The 18,049-nt window shown below is 39.3% G+C and carries 16 protein-coding genes; 13 read left to right on the top strand and 3 right to left on the bottom strand.

The window, feature by feature from the left end:
• Positions 1 to 9: 9 nt before the first annotated feature.
• Positions 10 to 1,776, top strand: a complete 1,767-nt coding sequence (locus ABJE44_RS09955) for a hypothetical protein (RefSeq protein ID WP_348111890.1) — start codon at positions 10 to 12, stop codon at positions 1,774 to 1,776.
• Positions 1,777 to 1,878: 102 nt separating this feature from the next.
• Positions 1,879 to 4,641, top strand: a complete 2,763-nt coding sequence (locus ABJE44_RS09950) for a TonB-dependent receptor (protein WP_348111889.1) — start codon at positions 1,879 to 1,881, stop codon at positions 4,639 to 4,641.
• 63 nt (positions 4,642 to 4,704) lie between these two features.
• On the opposite strand, the gene ABJE44_RS09945 is transcribed toward ABJE44_RS09950, so the two are convergent.
• Positions 4,705 to 5,112: an energy transducer TonB gene (locus ABJE44_RS09945; RefSeq protein WP_348111888.1), complete on the bottom strand. Its 408-nt coding sequence runs from the start codon at positions 5,110 to 5,112 to the stop codon at positions 4,705 to 4,707.
• A gap of 232 nt (positions 5,113 to 5,344) precedes the next feature.
• Between ABJE44_RS09945 and ABJE44_RS09940 the strand changes: the two genes are divergently transcribed.
• On the top strand, positions 5,345 to 5,536 hold the full coding sequence (locus tag ABJE44_RS09940) for a hypothetical protein (RefSeq protein ID WP_348111887.1): 192 nt from the start codon (positions 5,345 to 5,347) through the stop codon (positions 5,534 to 5,536).
• A 271-nt stretch (positions 5,537 to 5,807) separates the two neighbouring features.
• Here the strand turns inward: ABJE44_RS09940 and ABJE44_RS09935 are convergent, their stop codons facing one another.
• Positions 5,808 to 6,980, bottom strand: a complete 1,173-nt coding sequence (locus ABJE44_RS09935) for a flagellar assembly protein T N-terminal domain-containing protein (protein ID WP_348111886.1) — start codon at positions 6,978 to 6,980, stop codon at positions 5,808 to 5,810.
• Positions 6,981 to 6,993: 13 nt separating this feature from the next.
• Entirely contained in the window at positions 6,994 to 7,737 is a 744-nt protein-coding gene (locus ABJE44_RS09930; protein ID WP_348111885.1) for a flagellar basal body L-ring protein FlgH, read from the bottom strand.
• 267 nt (positions 7,738 to 8,004) lie between these two features.
• On the opposite strand from ABJE44_RS09930, the gene ABJE44_RS09925 reads away from it, so the two are divergent.
• From ABJE44_RS09925 to ABJE44_RS09880, 10 genes are all read left to right on the top strand, one after another.
• Entirely contained in the window at positions 8,005 to 8,799 is a 795-nt protein-coding gene (locus ABJE44_RS09925; protein WP_348111884.1) for a hypothetical protein, read from the top strand.
• Between the two features lie 162 nt (positions 8,800 to 8,961).
• A complete protein-coding gene (locus ABJE44_RS09920) occupies positions 8,962 to 9,873 on the top strand; it encodes a hydrogen peroxide-inducible genes activator (RefSeq protein WP_348111883.1) in 912 nt (303 codons plus the stop codon).
• A 181-nt stretch (positions 9,874 to 10,054) separates the two neighbouring features.
• Positions 10,055 to 10,597, top strand: a complete 543-nt coding sequence (locus tag ABJE44_RS09915; RefSeq protein WP_133468367.1) for a sigma-70 family RNA polymerase sigma factor — start codon at positions 10,055 to 10,057, stop codon at positions 10,595 to 10,597.
• A complete protein-coding gene (locus tag ABJE44_RS09910) occupies positions 10,590 to 11,258 on the top strand; it encodes a hypothetical protein (RefSeq protein WP_348111882.1) in 669 nt (222 codons plus the stop codon). The genes ABJE44_RS09915 and ABJE44_RS09910 overlap by 8 nt, the downstream gene beginning before the upstream one ends.
• Positions 11,251 to 12,207, top strand: a complete 957-nt coding sequence (locus ABJE44_RS09905) for a hypothetical protein (RefSeq protein WP_348111881.1) — start codon at positions 11,251 to 11,253, stop codon at positions 12,205 to 12,207. Before ABJE44_RS09910 ends, ABJE44_RS09905 begins: the two co-directional genes overlap by 8 nt.
• Positions 12,208 to 12,316: 109 nt before the next feature.
• The gene (locus ABJE44_RS09900) at positions 12,317 to 13,441 is read left to right on the top strand and encodes a beta-ketoacyl-ACP synthase III (RefSeq protein WP_348111879.1); all 1,125 of its coding nucleotides are present in this window, start codon (positions 12,317 to 12,319) and stop codon (positions 13,439 to 13,441) included.
• A gap of 65 nt (positions 13,442 to 13,506) precedes the next feature.
• Positions 13,507 to 15,525, top strand: coding sequence for an XrtA/PEP-CTERM system histidine kinase PrsK (prsK, locus tag ABJE44_RS09895; protein WP_348111878.1), 2,019 nt, complete (start codon positions 13,507 to 13,509; stop codon positions 15,523 to 15,525).
• Between the two features lie 20 nt (positions 15,526 to 15,545).
• Positions 15,546 to 16,907, top strand: coding sequence for a PEP-CTERM-box response regulator transcription factor (gene prsR, locus ABJE44_RS09890; RefSeq protein WP_348111877.1), 1,362 nt, complete (start codon positions 15,546 to 15,548; stop codon positions 16,905 to 16,907).
• A 43-nt stretch (positions 16,908 to 16,950) separates the two neighbouring features.
• Complete coding sequence (locus ABJE44_RS09885) at positions 16,951 to 17,334, top strand: CidA/LrgA family protein (protein WP_348111876.1); 384 nt, start codon at positions 16,951 to 16,953, stop codon at positions 17,332 to 17,334.
• Positions 17,327 to 18,037, top strand: a complete 711-nt coding sequence (locus ABJE44_RS09880; RefSeq protein WP_348111875.1) for an LrgB family protein — start codon at positions 17,327 to 17,329, stop codon at positions 18,035 to 18,037. The genes ABJE44_RS09885 and ABJE44_RS09880 overlap by 8 nt, the downstream gene beginning before the upstream one ends.
• Positions 18,038 to 18,049: the final 12 nt, after the last annotated feature.

The following is an 18,049-nucleotide window of genomic DNA, read 5'->3' as shown; positions in this document are numbered from 1 at the left end:
GAGAACACAATGAAACTAAATAATACTTTTAAAGTTAGTGCACTTGTTTTAGCAATGGCTTTAGCTGGTTGTGGTGGCGGTGATATCGTTTTAGATGCTAGCGATAATAGTACTTACACAGATAATAGTGACAATAGTGTTACTGGTGAAACTGGTGGTGGCGATACTAATGTTTGTGCGTCTTATACAGATGAGTCAGGTGTACTTCAACAAGGTACAGAAGAAGATGATAACTGCCGTTATACTTCTCAGTTTGTTAGCTCTTCAAATCCAATTCTTACTAGCGTAACGTTTTCTGCATTAGAAAATGACGGCGCTCATATCTTCAACGAAAGCTTATACATAGGTCAAAGCTACGACAGTTTAAGTGACGCCGCTGCTGCAGGTATTACCGAAGGTGGCGATGGCCCCAGTTTATTTGTTGAAGCGGGTGCAACCTTAGCGTTTCAATCTGGTACGGCTGTGGTAATTAACCGTGGCTCTCAAATTCGAGCTGAAGGTACGTCTACTGCTCCTGTGACTTTTACTTCTGAAACTGACATAGATGGTAATATCACTCCAGAAGAAACCGGTGCTTGGGGCGGTATGGTAATAAACGGTTTCGGTTTTACCAACGGTTGTGAATACGAATCTGGTTGGGCATTCGAGCCAAACTCTGCATTAGATGAAGGCAGCGCCCTTGAGTTGGTTACTGACGCAGATTGTTCAATTGCTGTAGAGGGGTTAATCGGTAATGATGAAACAACTTACGGTGGCGAATTACCTGAAGATAACTCTGGTGAACTTAGCTACGTAGTTGTTAAGCATGCTGGCTCTGCACTTTCTCCTGGTAATGAATTAAACGGTATTACCTTTGGGGCTGTTGGTAGTGAAACAACTGTTTCTAACCTAGAAATTTATTCAAACATCGATGATGGTATTGAATTCTTCGGTGGCGGTGTAAACGTTGAAAACTATGTTGCTGTTTATGTGCAAGATGATTCAATCGATATCGATGATGGTTACTATGGCACTATCACTAACGCATTAGTCATTCAAGGTGGTGGTATTGATGCTGCTATCGGAACGCGTACTGGTGCTCATTGTGTAGAGTCTGATGGTGCGTCAACTCGTGACGAAGATTCAGTATTTGACGAAGATTATTTAAGTCGTGCCACTATCACTAACTTAACCTGTATTAGCTCAGCTAAAAATGAAGATACAGCGGGTAATGGTGACCCAGGTGCTGGTATTAACTTCGAAGAAGGTCACTTACTTACTGTCACTAACTCCATTATTACTACTGCTTATGCGGGTGATGATGAAGCTGAAAACAACAACTACTGTTTCCAAGCTGAAGATGACATTGATGCTATTCAAGTTGCTGCTGGGTTATTAACTTTTTCTGAAAATATCTTTGCTTGTCCTGACATGGTTGCTGACGACTTAGATCTTGGCACGGTTGATACATCAAGCGACCAGTATACTACCGCGGTATCACGTCGTGCAGACGGAGCAGCTGGTCCATTCTCTGGAACAGTTGACGCATTCTTAGATGACACTGGAAACCTTACTTCTGAAGTAACTGTACGTGCAGATGAAGGCGTAACAACAAATATCTTAAGTGGTTTTTACTCAGTTACTCAAGCTGACATGCTGGTCGACGGCACAGCTGTTAGCTTTGCAGCAGGTTCTACATTTACTGCTGATGACCTTAGTTGGACTTATGGCTTAATTGATGGTGCTCGCGGTCAAGCACTTTGGTTCGAAGACGGTCAAACTCCTGGCGATCGTTAATACCGAAGGCGCTGATTTATTGGCGTAGCCTATGTGATGGGGCGCTTCACGGCGCCCTTTCTCGTAAAGGGCATTGTAACGATTAATTAAGAGTGAACACCGATGACAATCAATAAAACTTTTTCGAAGGCAGGATTAGCGGCATTTCCGCTTTGCCTACTTTCAACAATAATATCTACTACCGTTTCAGCCCAGGACCAGCTCGGTGCTGAAATAAATCAGCAGATAGGGCAAGAGATAGAAAGAGTCCTAGTGCGAGGTAGGTTACAAACTGCTGCTGAATCTATTGTTACCGAACGTATAGAGTCAGATAAAGTAGTAGATATTCTTGGCATAGAACAAATATCGCGAGCTGGTGATTCTAATATCGCTGATGCTTTGCGTCGTGTGCCTGGTCTAACATTAGTCGATGGTAAATTTATTTATATCCGCGGCTTAGGTGAAAGATACCAAAACGTCACCCTTAATGGCGCGGCTGTGCCTTCGCCTGATTTGACCCGTAATGTTATCCCGTTGGATATTTTCCCAACTGCTATAGTGGCAGACATTGCTGTTCAGAAAGGTTACACGGCAGATAAAAGCGCTGTATTCGGTGGTGGTGCCATAGATATAAGAACCACTGCTATTCCTGATAGTTTTATGGCTTATATTGGCGCTAGCGGCGGTATTAATAGCTTGTCTGATAGCTATTTGGATTACCCCGGTGGCAACGATTTTGGTAAAGAAGATGGCACCCGTGCATTTCCTTCAATTGTAAGTTCTACCTTAGGCAGCACGTTCATTAACGATGGTGACTTAGATATAAGTCCATCGGCAATTCAAGATACAGCCAGTCGTAATGGCTCTGCTATTACCTTTGAGCAAGCTGAAGCGTTAAATAGAGAGTTAGCACTGGGGTTTAACCGTGATCTAGACATATCTGAAAAAGACAGTTCAGTTCAAGATATGGGCTTTGAGGTTGGTATCGGGGATACCTATGATATAGGTGGTGAGTTTACGTTAGGCGGACTAGTTACCCTTAACTATGATGAATCTATTCGCACACAAGATCGTATAAGCCGCAGACTAGAAGAGCCTGAAGAAGAGTTTACCGAAACCACTAAAAGTACCCAAAACACCAGTGTAACCGTTACCGCAGCGGTCGCCCTAAAGTGGGGATATGACCACTCTATTGAATCTAAGAATTTCTTTATTCGTAATACTGATGATGAAACTTTTGTGTCTAATGAGTATAACGACACCTCTGGATTTAGCAGTGGTGGTGGCTTCCGTAACTATGAAGGTATTTTTGAGCAAAGAGAGTTAGAAATTAATCAGTTTTCTGGTAGGCATATATTAGGTGAAGATACTCGTGACCTGATTGGTTTAGACAGTACCTTTTTGGATGATTTAGAGCTTACTTGGTTTTACTCTGATTCAAATGCGACCACTGAAATTCCTAACGCATTCACGTCTGTAGCTACGTTTAGTCGTGATACTACTACTAACGAGTTTAGCAATGTTAATATCTCTTTAGGGGGGATTGTTAGTAACGGTTTGCAATTCGATAACCTAGATCTTGACGATCAGTTAGAAAGTTCTGGTTTTGAAATGAAACTTCCACTTTATGCTGGTGATTGGGCCTTTGAGTTGTCGGGGGGGACACGTATTGATAAGCGTGGCCGTATTTCTGACCAGTTAACATTAACTATAGACGGTAGTTCAATTGTAAACTCCCTTGTCACAGACTCGATATCCACTCGTTTCTCTGATGAAGCCATTTCTAATGCAGATAATGGGTTTGAGTTGGCTCTTGAGTCATCTGAATTTAGTCCAAGTTTAGCAGCGACTAAGGTTGAAGCGGTGTTCGGTCAGGTAAATATAGATTGGAACGACGAACTGACACTTGTGTTAGGAAGTCGATTTGAAGACTATCGCCAAGTGAGTGCTATATTTAATCCATTGGCTGTGTCTAGTCCTATTTTACCTAACCTTGATTCAAACAGTTTCACTGAAGGTGAACTGCCTGAAGGTATTTTCCAAGATGATGGTATTTATCCTTCTGCTTCTGCAGTGTATAAGATTTATGATTTTTGGGCTGAGACCTTCAAGCTAAACTTGATGTGGAGTGAGAACGTTATTCGCCCAGATATGCGTGAAATCGTAGATACGTCGTTCCGAGATCCTGTAACTGATTTCATTATTTCTGGTAATTCTAGTGTGACACCATCAGATATTACTAATATTGACTTACGTGCAGAATGGTTCTTTGAATCTGGAAACAACTTTACAGTTAGTTTGTTTCATAAAGATATCGAAAATCCAATAGAGCTCTTTTCACAAACCGCCACAGGTAATGAATTGCGAGCTGAAGTACTCAACGCTGGCACTGCAGAAATTAGTGGTTTAGAAGTTGAATGGATGGTAAACCTTGAGTTTCTTGGTGATATTGGGTCCTTGTTCTTTGTTCAAGGTAATATTACTAGCTTGTTCAATAACGAAATTGATGCCACTGGTGTAGAAAGTGACGTCACAAATGCAGTACGTCCATTGACTCAAGCGTCTGATTTTGTGGCCAACATTATAGTAGGCTTTGATTCAGAAGATGGTAAGCACTCAGCTGCTCTAGCGTTTAATACTTTCTCAGAACGTCTATACGTTTCTGGCGCAAGTGGTTTCGCAGATTCTTATGAGCAACCGTTTGACTCGTTAGACTTCAACTACACTTATTACATTCAAGAAGACTTATCCGTTAAGTTTAAAGCAAAGAACTTGCTAGATGCTAAAAATGAGATCACTCAAGAAAATAATGATGGCGTAGATGTTACGCGTTTTGAACAGGAAGTTGGTCAAGGCTATAGTGTGAGCGTTAGCTATAAATTCTAATGTTCTACTCAATAAAAAACCTGCTTAATGCAGGTTTTTTTTGGTTCAATTTTTAATTATTGCTTATCTGCTAAGTGCAATAAGATCAGTAATTGAAGTATCCACATCAGATTTAAAATCATAATCATACTGTAACATCAGACCTTGAACGGCTACTGCCTGAGAATTTAACTCTATAGGTTGAAAGCGAGATTTCTTTAGGGCTTTCATTGATGTATGTACAAACTGCTTAGGGCCACTGTTTTCAACTACGGCGATATTAACTGGCTCACCTTGCTTGTTTAAATCATAGGTAAGGGTGACCTTACCAGAACGCTTGTTAAGTAACTGTGCATTTGGGTAGTTTGGTACTACTTGTTCTACGGCAACAATTTGAGTATCCGAAGCAGCTAAATCAGCAGCATTTAAGGTGATAGCATTGACGTTCCAAGTAACTGACAATATGGATACTAGTGTTAATAATTTTTTCATATTTCCTCCGGAATTGTTAGAAAATACCATGGAAAAATAATAATGTAGTGACAATGTATTTCCTAGGTATATCCAAAGTATATACATTGGGAGTTTGAAGTCAACTATATTTCATAATTGTCATAAATCTGTAATAAACGTCCGGTATAAGTGATTTCTTATGTATATACAATTAAGATACATTTAATAGCGAGTTGCTATCTAAACTCCCCTACCTAAAAGCAGTTTTTTCATGACTAAATCAATAGATAAAAAAGAATCAAATAAGAAAGACCAAGAAAACAAAAAGAATAGTCAGCTGATTATTCGAATAAAAAAAGAAGAACGTGATGCGTTTGTTGAATTATGTGACGAGCTAGATACAAGTGCGGCTAGAGAGATCCGTATGTTTATTCGAGATTTTTTACGTAAGCAAAATAATTAAAATATTTGCATACGTATAAGAGGAGCCTGAAAGTAATAAAACTATACTCTGCTTAGCACGTCCTTTTATTTATCTGCAAATTAATGGCTATCATAATTTAGTGGTTTATTGTGATAGTCAAACTAAACCTCAACATAATCACATATCGCTAGTTTATCTTCTTAGTAGGTTTAATTTGTGTGTCTACTAGCTACTAGTATGAAAAGTAAGCTGGCTAGGTGTAACCTTTGTTTAAAAGGTTATGACTCTTGGTCTGGACTTTATATTTAAATTAACGGATAGGGCTTACCAAGTCTAACAACTCAGCGTTGATAAATTGATCTGGATTGTACATATCTAAAACAGAACTACTGCTATCAACTTGCTTTACTTCTAGCTCGACATTTGGGTAAGACCTTAAAGTAGAGTGGCTTATTCCATTAACGCCAATAGGTAAACGCTTTTTGTATAGAGTAAACTTATCGCCTTTTTTAATGCCGTTTTCACTTCCCATATTAATTGTCAATTGCTGTTGTTCAGTATTGATTATTTGGGCAAAGCTTCGCTCACATTGTAGTAAATTAGACACGTCTGAAACCGCATTATTAATAGTGTTTAGCACAACACGGCCATAATCACTGCGCCAAAACAGACTGTTATTGGTATCCACACTGTAATCACTACTGTATTCCCAGTTAGCTTCACTGTGGTAGGTTTCTTTATAGATGATGTTGTGTCGATAAGCATCTAACAGATACACTTGTACCGTAAAGTTACGGCGCAATGCCACATCGTCTGATAACAGCTCTTCTGTGACTTGTTCAAACAAGCTAATGTCGCGAATGAATCCAAAAAGCACAAATTGTCGACCATATTCTCTGGTCATGAAAATTGCTTTTTCAGTGATCTCTTGCAGATCGATTTTGTCATAGGAGTGCACGTCGGTGAAGGCTTTGTCTATTAATAAAACCTTGGGGCTGCTGTGCTCAACGGAGAGCTGCCGCTCAAAACGTTTACTAATTTGTTTGCCTAAATCAAAGATACCACCGTATTTAGCTTGCTGTGGTTTTAAAACTTGAAATTGCGCTACCAACATAGAGCGGTTATAACCATCATGGGCGCAATCGAACAAAGGAGTGAAATTTACTTTTACGGAGACTGTTAAAGTGTTATCGGTGACTGTTTCACTGACCACTTCAACTCGTTGAATTTGGCCTTGAGTAGTAATCACAGACTTGCTACTAACGAGTAGACCATCTAACACCACGTCTTCAGCAGCTATAAAGCTACCATTTTTAAAAGAGGCGTCGGCTACTGCATTTTTAATGGCTTGCACACGAACATCGGTTAAGTCGGCACCTTCAATGGCAACACTGGCTTCGCCTTGCTGCCAATTAGCTAAGGTAGTTTTGGAGATAGATAGAAATAGAAGGGCTATTAGCGCCCTTGATAGTGTGGAGTGCATCTTAAGCGGCCCCTTATTTGAATACAGTGAATAGTTTGTCTAACACCGAGTCCTCTTGATTCTTATGTAGTTTTCCTTTGCCACTGTATTCTATGCGTGCATTACCTACCTTGGACGAGATGATAGTGTTTGATGCATCAATATCAGTGGTTCGGACTTCTCCAGAAAAGCGCACATATTCTTCACCTGAGTTTAGGGTAATCCACTTTTCACCACCTACTATGAGGTTACGATTAGGGAGTATTTCCATAACATACACGGTAATATCGCCATTTAATGAATTTGACTGCTTTGATTCAGATGAAGAATCAAAGTCACTATCTTGGCTATGCTCGATGGCAACATCGCCTTCGTCGATGCTAATTGGGCCAGCATTAACACTTAGCGGCCCTAAATCAAAATTACTGCTTTTGTCAGATGAGTAATCAAGTGATTTTTTTGACGTTGTAGACTCAGTAAGCTGCACTAATATCATATCGCCTACGCGATAGTTTTTATGAAGTTTGTACAAACTTGAAGCGTTTTCGGCATGAAATAAAGAGCCGTTGGGCACATGAATCGAATCAACTTGTTCGGTTCGTACCGGTCGAAAACCGGGTTCATTTGGTTTGACTTCATTATCTGAGTTACTGATAGCTCTTTGGCTAACTTCTGGGTTGGTATGGATTTCTTCTACTACTTGTTGTTCAACTGATGGTGTTTGTGTGCAAGCACAAATAGCAATCATCATAAACGGCAGAACAATTTGGTTTCTCATATGGCAATTTTATCCCAAGGCTATCTTTCGATAACTACATACTTTAATTTTAGAATTGCCTCTCACAACCAAATTCTTGGGGCCAAATTACTGAAGATTTTTTTACATTACAAGTGGATTTGAGCTATCCACATTTCTTCCATATTTCTTCCATATTTCTTCCTTATTTCTTCCTTATTTCAAATGATAACTTGGTCCAAATTTCGCTTGGTAGGCTTAAACTTCGATCCTGCAATATCGACAGGTGAAATATGAGGCCTATTTGCTATGACTATTATTGATACCTTCCAAAACCTGTGGGGCACAGATACTTCTCGCCAAACAACGGAAACTGACACCTCTGAAATAAATGAAAATGACAATTTAAATCAAGGGTTTAGTGGACTTTTTACAATGTTTCAAGGAGACGGTGATAATAGTGAATCCAGTAATGCACTGCTGGATGCTGAGTCGACTATTGATAGTATTCAACAAAGCTTGATGTCAGCCATGGGACTTTCAAACGTGCTAGGAGACGGTGTATCACAACTCTCGTCATTATCTTCAATTGCCGATATGCAATCATCTTTATTGAGCAGTCTACAAGCAAGTTTATTCAGTAGCGCTACTGAGAGTGCTTCATCGCTAGTTAGCGAAGCCACCAACATAGTTGAAGGAGCTGAAGAACTTGATTCCCTTAGTCATACTTGGGGGTCTATTGATGATGTATCGAATTATTTAACCGGTGAAGATGGGCTTGCCTTTGCAGATGTATTTGATTCGGTCAATATATTGAATCATGTGCCCCTTGTTTCAGATGTTTATCAAAGCGAAGTTGAGCACGATATATCACCTTTATCAGAATTGGTGGGTGGTTACGCTTTTGGCGGGCCTATAGGTCTTGCATATTCAGCAGTCGATTTGGCCATTGAGTCATTCTCTGGAAAGTCTATTTATGAGAACATTAGTGGCTTTTTGTTTAGTGATGCAGAGCAAGAAACCATTGAAAATACAGTAACCCAAGTGACTGATACTATAGTTCAATCCAACCAAGCTTATAGCTTTGTGCAACGAGAATTTTAAAGTACCAGAGAGGCAAATTCATGCCGTATACTCAGTTTTGCGGCCAAAGTGTGTATTAAAAACCTTAGTCATAAATTAGGCTCTTTAATTGTGGGGTTTTTAATCATAGCCATTTCATTATAAAGTGATACATACTAATCGCTTTTATTGATGAAAAATGAAATGAAATGGCCCAACCTTAAACATCTCCACTATTTAGTCACGTTATATCAAGAGCAACATTTTAATCGAGCGGCAAAGCACTGCAATGTGAGCCAGTCTACCCTTAGTACTGCTATTCAAAATTTGGAAGAGCAGTTTGGCTCCCAACTTTTAGAGCGTGAGCATAAAACCTTCGTCTTTACACCTTTCGGCCTAGAGCTGGTGGGGAGAGCTAAAGTGTTATTGGCAGATGTGCACGAATTGGTGGACTTTGCGCAAAGTGCTGGTAATTGGCAGGCAGGTAATCTTAAGTTGGGTGTCATCCCCACTATAGCGCCATTTACGTTTGAAGGCATTATCGATAGTGTTAAAGAACATTTACCAGACATTAATTTACAACTCCAAGAAGACACCACCGCAAATTTATTGACACAACTTAATGAAGGGGCCTTAGATCTATTAATACTGGCTTTGCCTATGGAAACACCTGGCTGCAAACAACTTGTTTTAGGACATGACCCATTCCATTTAATTGCTCATCAAGATTTAGTTGGGTCTTTGCCAACCCCACTTGACGTTTCTAAACTCCCCAAAGAAAGCGTGTTTTTACTGCAGCAAGAACATTGTATGACAGGCCATGCAGTAAGTGCCTGTGGGTTGCAACACAAAGAGCAAGTGAGTTCATTAACTGCAAGTAGTTTGTATACCTTAGCTCAGCTTGCTAAAAGTAAGTTGGGTTTTACCTTTATGCCAGAGTTGGCCATTCAAAATAATATTTTGAACGGTTCTCCTTTAGTCTCTATGCCATCGGAAGATAAGGCTTACAGAGAAATTGGCTTAGTATGGCGAAAGGGCACTACTCGTGTCAGATTATTTAGGCATTTAGCTGGCTTAATTGCTCCTCTTACACCTGTTCCAACGTTAACGCGATAGCCGTTCTACTGTCAGATTAAGTTGACTGCAATATAGATTCAAACCTCCACTGTTTTGAATGTTTCTTTGTAAGCAATTTCTAACTTAACGGATTATTTCTTAAAAATATAAACTTTTATTCGGGTCATCTCGACTTAGTTTATGAATAGGGAATACCCCTTCACTTTAGGAACTAAAAATAGTGTTTGAAAAGAGCGACGAACAGTTAATAGCAAGGGCTTTGCAGGGTAATAAAAAAGCTTGGTTAACTTTGTTGAAGCGTTATGAAAAACAAATTTATCACTATGGTATGCGTATGACGGGTAAAAATGAAGATGCCTTGGACTTAATGCAAGAGGTGTTTGTTTCTGTATTTCGAAATTTATCAAATTATCGAAATGAAGGGAGCTTCAAGAGTTGGTTATATCGTATTGCCCATTTCAGATGTATTGAGTTTTATCGACGTAAAAAGCCAATGCAAGGCCTAGATGATGTACCAGAAGTGGAGAGTGAAGAAATCAGTGCGGCTGATGCAATACATTGTCATCAAGAAAATAGACAGCTCATTAATGCAATGCAGCAATTACCTTTGGCGCAAAAGGCTGTTGTAGAGTTGAAGTTTTTTGGACAATTTACCTTTGATGAAATTGCTGAGCAAACTGGGATTTCAGCAAATACCGCTAAGTCTCGTTTGTATGGGGCTTTGGGGAAACTAAAACAAATTATGGAGGTTGATTATGCATAAACAACACTCTGGGTTGAGTAAAGATGATTTATTTTCGCTGTGGTTAGAAGGAGACTTATCTGGCCAACAGGTACTCGACTTTGAAGCACTATGCCTGAATGATGATGAATTTTCAGAGAGAGTTTCAGGAGCTAATTCATTTATTATGGCGTCTGAACATTACCAATCTACTGAGGTTCCTAATTGGGATAGGGATTCAACCTTTGAGGAAATTCAAACCACAAAATGGTGGCAATGGCAGGGCTTGGCTAGCTTGTCTTTTGTCACCTCATGTTGCGCAATAGTTATGGTGTTAACTGGCTTACAGATACGTCTAGATGAAGGTGCTGTAACCATTAGCTTTGCAGCTAAACCCAGTAGTCAAGAAGTTGAAACTTTAGTCAACGAAAAAATGTTTGAATTTCAAAAAACTCAGCAGCTGGCATTAAATCAATACACTAAAAACTTACAGCAACAACAACTCGATGCCAGTACTCAGCTAACCCAATATTTATTAAGTGCAAGTCGTAAGGAGCGTCGAGAAGACTTTGTGGACTTGATAAAACATGTAAATGAACAAAGAGGTGACGATCAGTTGTTTTATGCCCGTCAGCTGAACAAGTTACAGCAAGATATTTATGCCATACCGATGAAGTCGGATATTGGTGAGATTAATGAGTGAGGATACGAAAATGACTTTATCTATTAAAAATACACTAGTGGCAATGGCGTTAAGTGTAGTGACTACTATGCCATTGCAGGCAGTGGGAGCATCTGGTGATAGCGCTAAGAAGCAGCTTCGCAACGAAGTAGGCATTATGTTGAATATTTTGCGGGCTTCTTTGAAACAACAAAGTAGCAATAACAACATCCGTTTTCATGCAGATTCGGTATTTTATTTGGCCGAACAAGGTGCGGTATTTGAAATTGATGGAGGCAGACACGGTGGCAACTTTTTCGGTTTCGATTTACAGGGACTAATTGATAATATCCCTATGGCACCATTAGCTCCGGGTAGTTCAGCTGAAAATCACTTTATTGATACAAGTGAGATAGAGGCCATGGTTGAAAAATTTATACAGCATGATGATGATTATGACCATGATATGCGTGATAACTTACGAGACCTGAGTGAAGAAAAACGAGAGCTTGCCTGGGAGAAAAGAGAGTACGAGCGTAACATGCGTGACCTAGAGTTTGAAAAACGTAATGCAGATGGTGAACGCAAAAAAGAGTTAGAAAAAGAGTTAGCGAAATTGGATAAAGTGTTTATCAAAGTTCAACAGAAAGCCCAAGAGTTAGAAGCCTACCGCAGTGAACTAGAAGCTGAGCATAAAAAGGAAATGGCCATTCGTAGTGCAGCTAAGAAAAAATTATATACTGAGGCCTTGGCTGTTTTTGAAGATACAATAGGTGATATGTTATGCAGTTATGGTGCAGGGCTCAAATCTTTGCCTCTTGACGAAAACATCTCATTTTTATTAACTGACTTTATACAAGCTGAAGATGATAGTGTGATTAGTGCTCACGATAAAGTGTATGTTTTCAAGCACAAAGACGTTAGGTCTTGTGTTAAAGGCAGCATAAACAAGGAACAGCTATTAACATCTGTGAATACTTACTTATTTTAACAGGTATAAATTCAGCTAGGGTAAAGTCATGACATTTAGGTAACAAACCGCTAAGCTAACAGGATCTTAGCCAACACTGGCTTGTATTGTTTTTTTGTTAGGATCTTGCATGACATCTTCAGTAGTAATTAGTGGTTCTGGTTTATGGAAACCTGCTCATAGTATTTCAAACGAAGAACTGGTTTCGGCATATAACGCCTATGCAACTCAGTTCAACGAACAAAACCAAGAAGCGATTGAAAAGGGTGAAATCACCGCAAAACCCTTTTCAAGCGCAGAATTTATCGAAAAGGCATCTGGTATTCGTAGTCGTTATGTTTATGTAAAGGATGGCGTATTAGATATAAACCGAATGCGACCTAATATTCCTGAAAGAGCTGACGAGGAACTTTCTGATCAAGCTGAAATTGCCATTTATGCCGCTAAAGATGCCTTAAAATCTGCTAATAAAAAACCTGAAGATATTGATGCCGTAATCGTTTCTTGTGCCTACACCCAACGCTCTTACCCAGCCGTTGCCATTGAAGTACAAGAAGCTTTAGGTATTAAAGGGTTTGGGTTTGATATGTTAGTCGCGTGCTCAGCAGCGACATTTGCATTACACCGTGCCTACGAAATGATTGCTGCAGGTACCGCTAAATCAGTGCTGTTGATAAACCCTGAAATGATATCGCCACAAATTAACTATTGCGACCGTGACAGCCACTTTATTTTCGGAGACGTAGCGACAGCTATGGTGGTAGAAAGTGCTGATACCGCAACTTCAGACCATGTTTATGAAATTCTAAGCACTAAAGCCGTGACTCAGTTTTCTAATAATATTCGCTCTAACTTCGGCTATATTAGTAGAGTAAATGATGCAGACCCTTTTGCGGCAGATAAGCTATTTCACCAAGAAGGGCGTAAAGTGTTCAAAGACGTCTGCCCAATGGCGGTTGAGCATATTTCTGAGCATTTACAGCGACATGACTTAAGTTCGACTCAAGTGTCAAGATGGTGGTTGCATCAGGCTAATATTAATATGAATACCTTCATAACCCGAAAATTATTAGACAGACAGCCTTCTCCAGAAGAAGCTCCAATTGTTTTGGATACCTTTGCCAACGCGGCTTCCGCCGGGTCAATAATCGCATTTCATTTACACCACCAAGACCTTCAATCTGGAGATGTGGGTTTGTTATGTTCTTTTGGGGCAGGTTATTCCATTGGTAGTCTAGTATTGCGAAAAAAGTGATGAGACAAGCTAGGGTGTTAGTGTCAGAGTTTACATAGAGTAGCTGAAAAAGAGTGAGAATTTAGATGGTAGCAACAATTGGATACGCGCTAAGTAGTGCAGGTTACGCGTTTTTATTATTGTTGTTATTAACTGTAAGAAAGTCGGGGTTGGCTAAATATTTATTGATTTTAGCGACGTTAACCACTTTTTTGTGGTCCGTAACGCCTTTTGTTATCTCCCCTATGTCTCTGGAAAGCCTTTTATTTTTTGATAACATAAAAAATATTATATGGCTGTTGTTTTTAGCTTCATGTTTAAAAGATAACTTTACCAATATAGGCGACGTTTTAGCTCGTAAAGAAACCTGGTTTATCTTAATCCTTCCTATACTCGCCTTATTCCTTCCTTATATCGGGTTAGAAAAAGCGACCTGGCAGTTTTTATTACAAACCATGATCCCTTTACAATTTTTAATATTGTTAGAGGTGATTTTTCGGCAATCTGGTGATAATGGTTGGGCGATTAAGCCATTGATATTGTATTTAGCGGTTATAAGCGTGTTTGACTTTGTTACCTTTGCTAATGCCCTTATGGTGGACCAAATACATATCAACTATATTGCTGCTCGAGGTTACATACATGTGGCTTTGATTCCATTTTTGATCTTAGCTATAAGGCGGGTTAAAAACTGGGGGGTTGAAATTTATATATCCCGTGAAGTGGTAATGCATAGTACCTTATTAATGGTTGCTGGTGGCTACCTGTTTGTAATGGCTATGATTGGTTACGTAGTTAAATATATGGGAGTTGAGTGGGGCTCTACCATACAAATAATTCTTATCGCTTTATCACTTGGATTATTAGCGACATTATTTTTATCCCTTAGATTTAAAACACGTATTAAAGTGTTTATCACCAAGCATTTTTTCGCCAATCAATTCGATTATCGACAAGAATGGTTAGAATTGACCCACTCTCTTAGCGGAGAAAGTGCCGATGGCAATATCCATGCAACGGCACTTAAAGGGTTAATTGAGGCGATCGATTATCAAAGTGGCTGTTTTATTCAAGTAAAACACGGCAATTTGAAATTACTTGCGAATATCAAGCATCCTAGTTTGACCACAGAAGAAGAGCAAGTCTTAGATATATTTTGCACGTTTTTTAAATCTAAAAATTGGATAGTAGATATAGAGGAATTAAGAACTAAACCTTTTGTATATGAAGGTCTTAGAATTAATCATGCTTTATTGAATAATGTATCTTTCCAGCTTGTAATCCCTATTTATAATGGAGATGAGTTATGGGGAATGGCGACGCTTTTAGGTTCTCAGAGCACAGCAATAAAACTCAACTGGGAGCTCAGGGACTATTTGAAAGCTGTGACCGCGCAAGTTTCAAATTACTTGTTTCATCACCAAGCGGCGGAAGAGCTGGCTGAAAATGCCCAATTTGCAGCCTTTAGCCGAATGTCGGCATTTGTCGTTCACGATTTAAAAAATGTGTTAGCGCAGATTGATTTGATTTTATGTAATGCAGAACAGCATAAAGATAACCCAGAGTTTATTGATGACACCTTTGAAACCTTGCACCATACCAAAGCCAGAATGGATAAAATGTTAAGGCAACTGACTGAGAAAAATACCCCCAAAGAAAGCGGTGAGAGTTTAATCTTTTTGTCAGAATCTATAGGTGATGTAATTGAAAAAAAATGTGCAGCCTATTTACCTACACCTTGCATAAAGGTCGATAATGAAAAACCTGTAGTGTTAGATAACGACAAATTTAGTAATGTAATGTATCACTTAATCAGTAATGCTCAGCAAGCTACCGACGATAATGGTACCGTAGAGGTGGTGATTGAAATCTCGGCAGATGAGCGCTACATGTTGATTAAAATTATTGATACTGGTTCAGGGATGAGCGAGAATTTTATTAGAACTAGGTTGTTTAAACCATTTGATACAACCAAAGGAAATGCAGGGATGGGCATTGGAGCGTTTGACGCCAAAGCTTACCTGGATAAATTAGGCGGGCAGTTACTCGTAGACAGTGAGCTAAATGTAGGCACGACATTTACGCTACGTATTCCAACGAATTAAGACAAAAAAGGGTAAGACACATGGATAAGATACTTGTGGTAGATGACGACTTAGGTATCCAAAAGCAGCTAAAATGGAGCTTTTCAGGCTATGATGTGGTGTTTGCTGAAGACCGAACCTCAGCCATTGCGCAATTAAGACGTTTTGAACCTAAGGTTGTCACATTAGATTTGGGCTTACCCCCAGACCCGAGTAATGCCAGTGAAGGATTAGCCACACTAGAAGAAATTTTAGCTTTAGCGCCGTATACAAAAGTCATCGTGGTTACCGGAAATAACGACAAAAAAAATGCCTTAAAAGCGATTAGTTTAGGGGCCTACGACTTCTATCAAAAGCCTATTGATTCTGACACGATTCAAATATTAGTAGGCCGTGCTCTAAATTTGTTTAACCTTGAAATGGAAAACAAGCACCTTGCCCAAGTCGCCCCCGCTATGGATAGAATCATAGGACAAAGTGAAGGAATTTTAGCCGCTAGCAAAAAAGCAGAACGTATTGCACAAACAGATATTAGTACCCTGTTACTGGGTGAAAGTGGTACAGGTAAAGAAGTGTTTGCTCGCAGTATTCATGAGCACAGCTTACGTAAAGATAAGCCTTTTATTGCCATTAACTGTGCCTCGATACCTGAAAACTTGCTAGAAAGTGAATTGTTTGGTTATGAAAAAGGGGCTTTTACCGGGGCAAATAAAACTACGCCTGGTAAAATTGAGTCAGCGCAAAATGGCACCTTATTTTTAGACGAAATAGGTGACATGCCCATTGGTTTGCAAGCTAAAATGTTACGTTTTTTGCAAGAGCGTGTCATTGAGCGAGTTGGTGGAAGATCAGAAATTCCAGTGAATATTCGGGTTATTTGTGCCACTCATAGAGATGTACAAACTATGGTAGCTGAAGAGACCTTTCGAGAAGATCTGTTTTACAGAATAGGTGAAATTAGCATACTTATTCCACCACTTAGAGAACGGGATAATGACGTGATCTTGTTGGCTAAAACCTTTTTAACTCAATATAACGAAGAGTTTAAAACTAAGTTGAAAGGATTCAGTGATTCAGCTATCAAAGCCATGAAACAACATAAGTGGCCAGGCAATATTCGCGAGTTACAAAATAAATTAAAGTCGTCGGTAATTATGGCTGAAGGTACGCATATTCAAGCTGATGATCTAAGTTTATTTGTTAAAGATGAAGAACCGACTATCGACTCCTTAAATTTACGAGAAGTCAGAGAGCACGCCGAAAGCCGCGCCATTAGAAATGCTTATCAAGTTGCTGAGCATAATATGTCAAAAACGGCAGAGTTGTTGGGGGTGACCCGTCCAACCTTGTATTCCCTGATTGACAAATATCATATGGAAGATATTAAAACTTCAGCTAAATAGTAAATTTGATTTTTACTGGTTGATTAAATTTGAGGGAGTGGCAGTGTTGAAGTTAACATTATCTTGTGTAGCCCTTTTATTGTCTTGGTTAGTGGGATATGGCCTAAGTTTAATTATTGCATTGCCTCCAGCATTATTAGGTTTGTTGGTGTTATTTGCTGTACTGACATTTTTAGGTCATGTACCTGAAGCTTTATTTGATTTATGTCAATTTTTACTTCGCCATTTTTCTTTGTTTTTTATCCCTCCAATTATTGCTGCTTGGGTGTATGTTAAAACCTTACAACAAGAGTTGTGGCTATTTCTTTTGGCGATTTTGCTTAGTACATTTTTAAGTATGGTAATTACGTCTTGGTTAGGTAGACGGCTTTTACCTAAAGATAAATCCCTAGATAAAGCGAATACAGATTCAGATAACAATGCTTGATAGTCAAAGTTGGCCATATTTAGAGTCTGGGATGTGGGTTTTCATCACATTCATAGCTTATATGTGTGCTTTATATATTTTTAGGTTTTCTAAAAATAACTTAATGTTTCATCCTATTGTCATCGCAGCTTTAATGGTGGCTGGGTTATGCATTGCTAGCAATACAAGCTTTGCCGACTACGCCTTGTACTCTAGCCCTATGGGGTGGCTATTAGGTCCTATTACAGTGGCATTAGCCGTCCCTGTTTATCAACAATTGCAGTACTTAATCGCAGCAGGATGGCGTGGTTTTTGGGTGGTGTTGTGTGGTGGTATATTGGCACCAGTTTTTACGATATTAATTATGAGTCTTGGAGAGTTCTCCACTGATATCAAACTTTCTAGTCTTACCAAGTCGATAACTACGCCACTAGCGATTGATACTGCTAACCTTATTGGCGGTGTACCAGAATTGGCGGCTGCCATAGTGATTATTACTGGTTTAATGGGCGTGTTGCTGAGTAGGCTGATCTTTAAACTTACTGATAACAATGACCAAAGAGCCCAAGGATTAGTACTTGGCACTATTGCCCATGCAATAGGTACCTCCCATGCTTTACAGTTAAGCCAAAAAGCTGGGGTGTATTCAAGTCTAGCTTTGTGTATAAATGGTTTAGTAACGGCAATTGTTTTACCCTTATTTTTTTACTTCTTCGGTGCTTAGTATAGGCATTTT

It is taken from the genome of Paraglaciecola sp., assembly GCF_039942875.1.
Classification (GTDB): domain Bacteria; phylum Pseudomonadota; class Gammaproteobacteria; order Enterobacterales; family Alteromonadaceae; genus Paraglaciecola.
Note: the sequence above shows the minus strand (reverse complement) of the source record. Positions and strands in the feature narration are given on the sequence as shown.

Coding starts and splice junctions, on each gene's coding strand:
- ABJE44_RS09955 (WP_348111890.1), top strand. CDS start 10: ATGAAACTAAATAATACTTTTAAAGTTAGTGCACTTGTTTTAGCAATG.
- ABJE44_RS09950 (WP_348111889.1), top strand. CDS start 1,879: ATGACAATCAATAAAACTTTTTCGAAGGCAGGATTAGCGGCATTTCCG.
- ABJE44_RS09945 (WP_348111888.1), bottom strand. CDS start 5,112: ATGAAAAAATTATTAACACTAGTATCCATATTGTCAGTTACTTGGAAC.
- ABJE44_RS09940 (WP_348111887.1), top strand. CDS start 5,345: ATGACTAAATCAATAGATAAAAAAGAATCAAATAAGAAAGACCAAGAA.
- ABJE44_RS09935 (WP_348111886.1), bottom strand. CDS start 6,980: ATGCACTCCACACTATCAAGGGCGCTAATAGCCCTTCTATTTCTATCT.
- ABJE44_RS09930 (WP_348111885.1), bottom strand. CDS start 7,737: ATGAGAAACCAAATTGTTCTGCCGTTTATGATGATTGCTATTTGTGCT.
- ABJE44_RS09925 (WP_348111884.1), top strand. CDS start 8,005: ATGACTATTATTGATACCTTCCAAAACCTGTGGGGCACAGATACTTCT.
- ABJE44_RS09920 (WP_348111883.1), top strand. CDS start 8,962: ATGAAATGGCCCAACCTTAAACATCTCCACTATTTAGTCACGTTATAT.
- ABJE44_RS09910 (WP_348111882.1), top strand. CDS start 10,590: ATGCATAAACAACACTCTGGGTTGAGTAAAGATGATTTATTTTCGCTG.
- ABJE44_RS09905 (WP_348111881.1), top strand. CDS start 11,251: ATGAGTGAGGATACGAAAATGACTTTATCTATTAAAAATACACTAGTG.
- ABJE44_RS09900 (WP_348111879.1), top strand. CDS start 12,317: ATGACATCTTCAGTAGTAATTAGTGGTTCTGGTTTATGGAAACCTGCT.
- prsK (WP_348111878.1), top strand. CDS start 13,507: ATGGTAGCAACAATTGGATACGCGCTAAGTAGTGCAGGTTACGCGTTT.
- prsR (WP_348111877.1), top strand. CDS start 15,546: ATGGATAAGATACTTGTGGTAGATGACGACTTAGGTATCCAAAAGCAG.
- ABJE44_RS09880 (WP_348111875.1), top strand. CDS start 17,327: ATGCTTGATAGTCAAAGTTGGCCATATTTAGAGTCTGGGATGTGGGTT.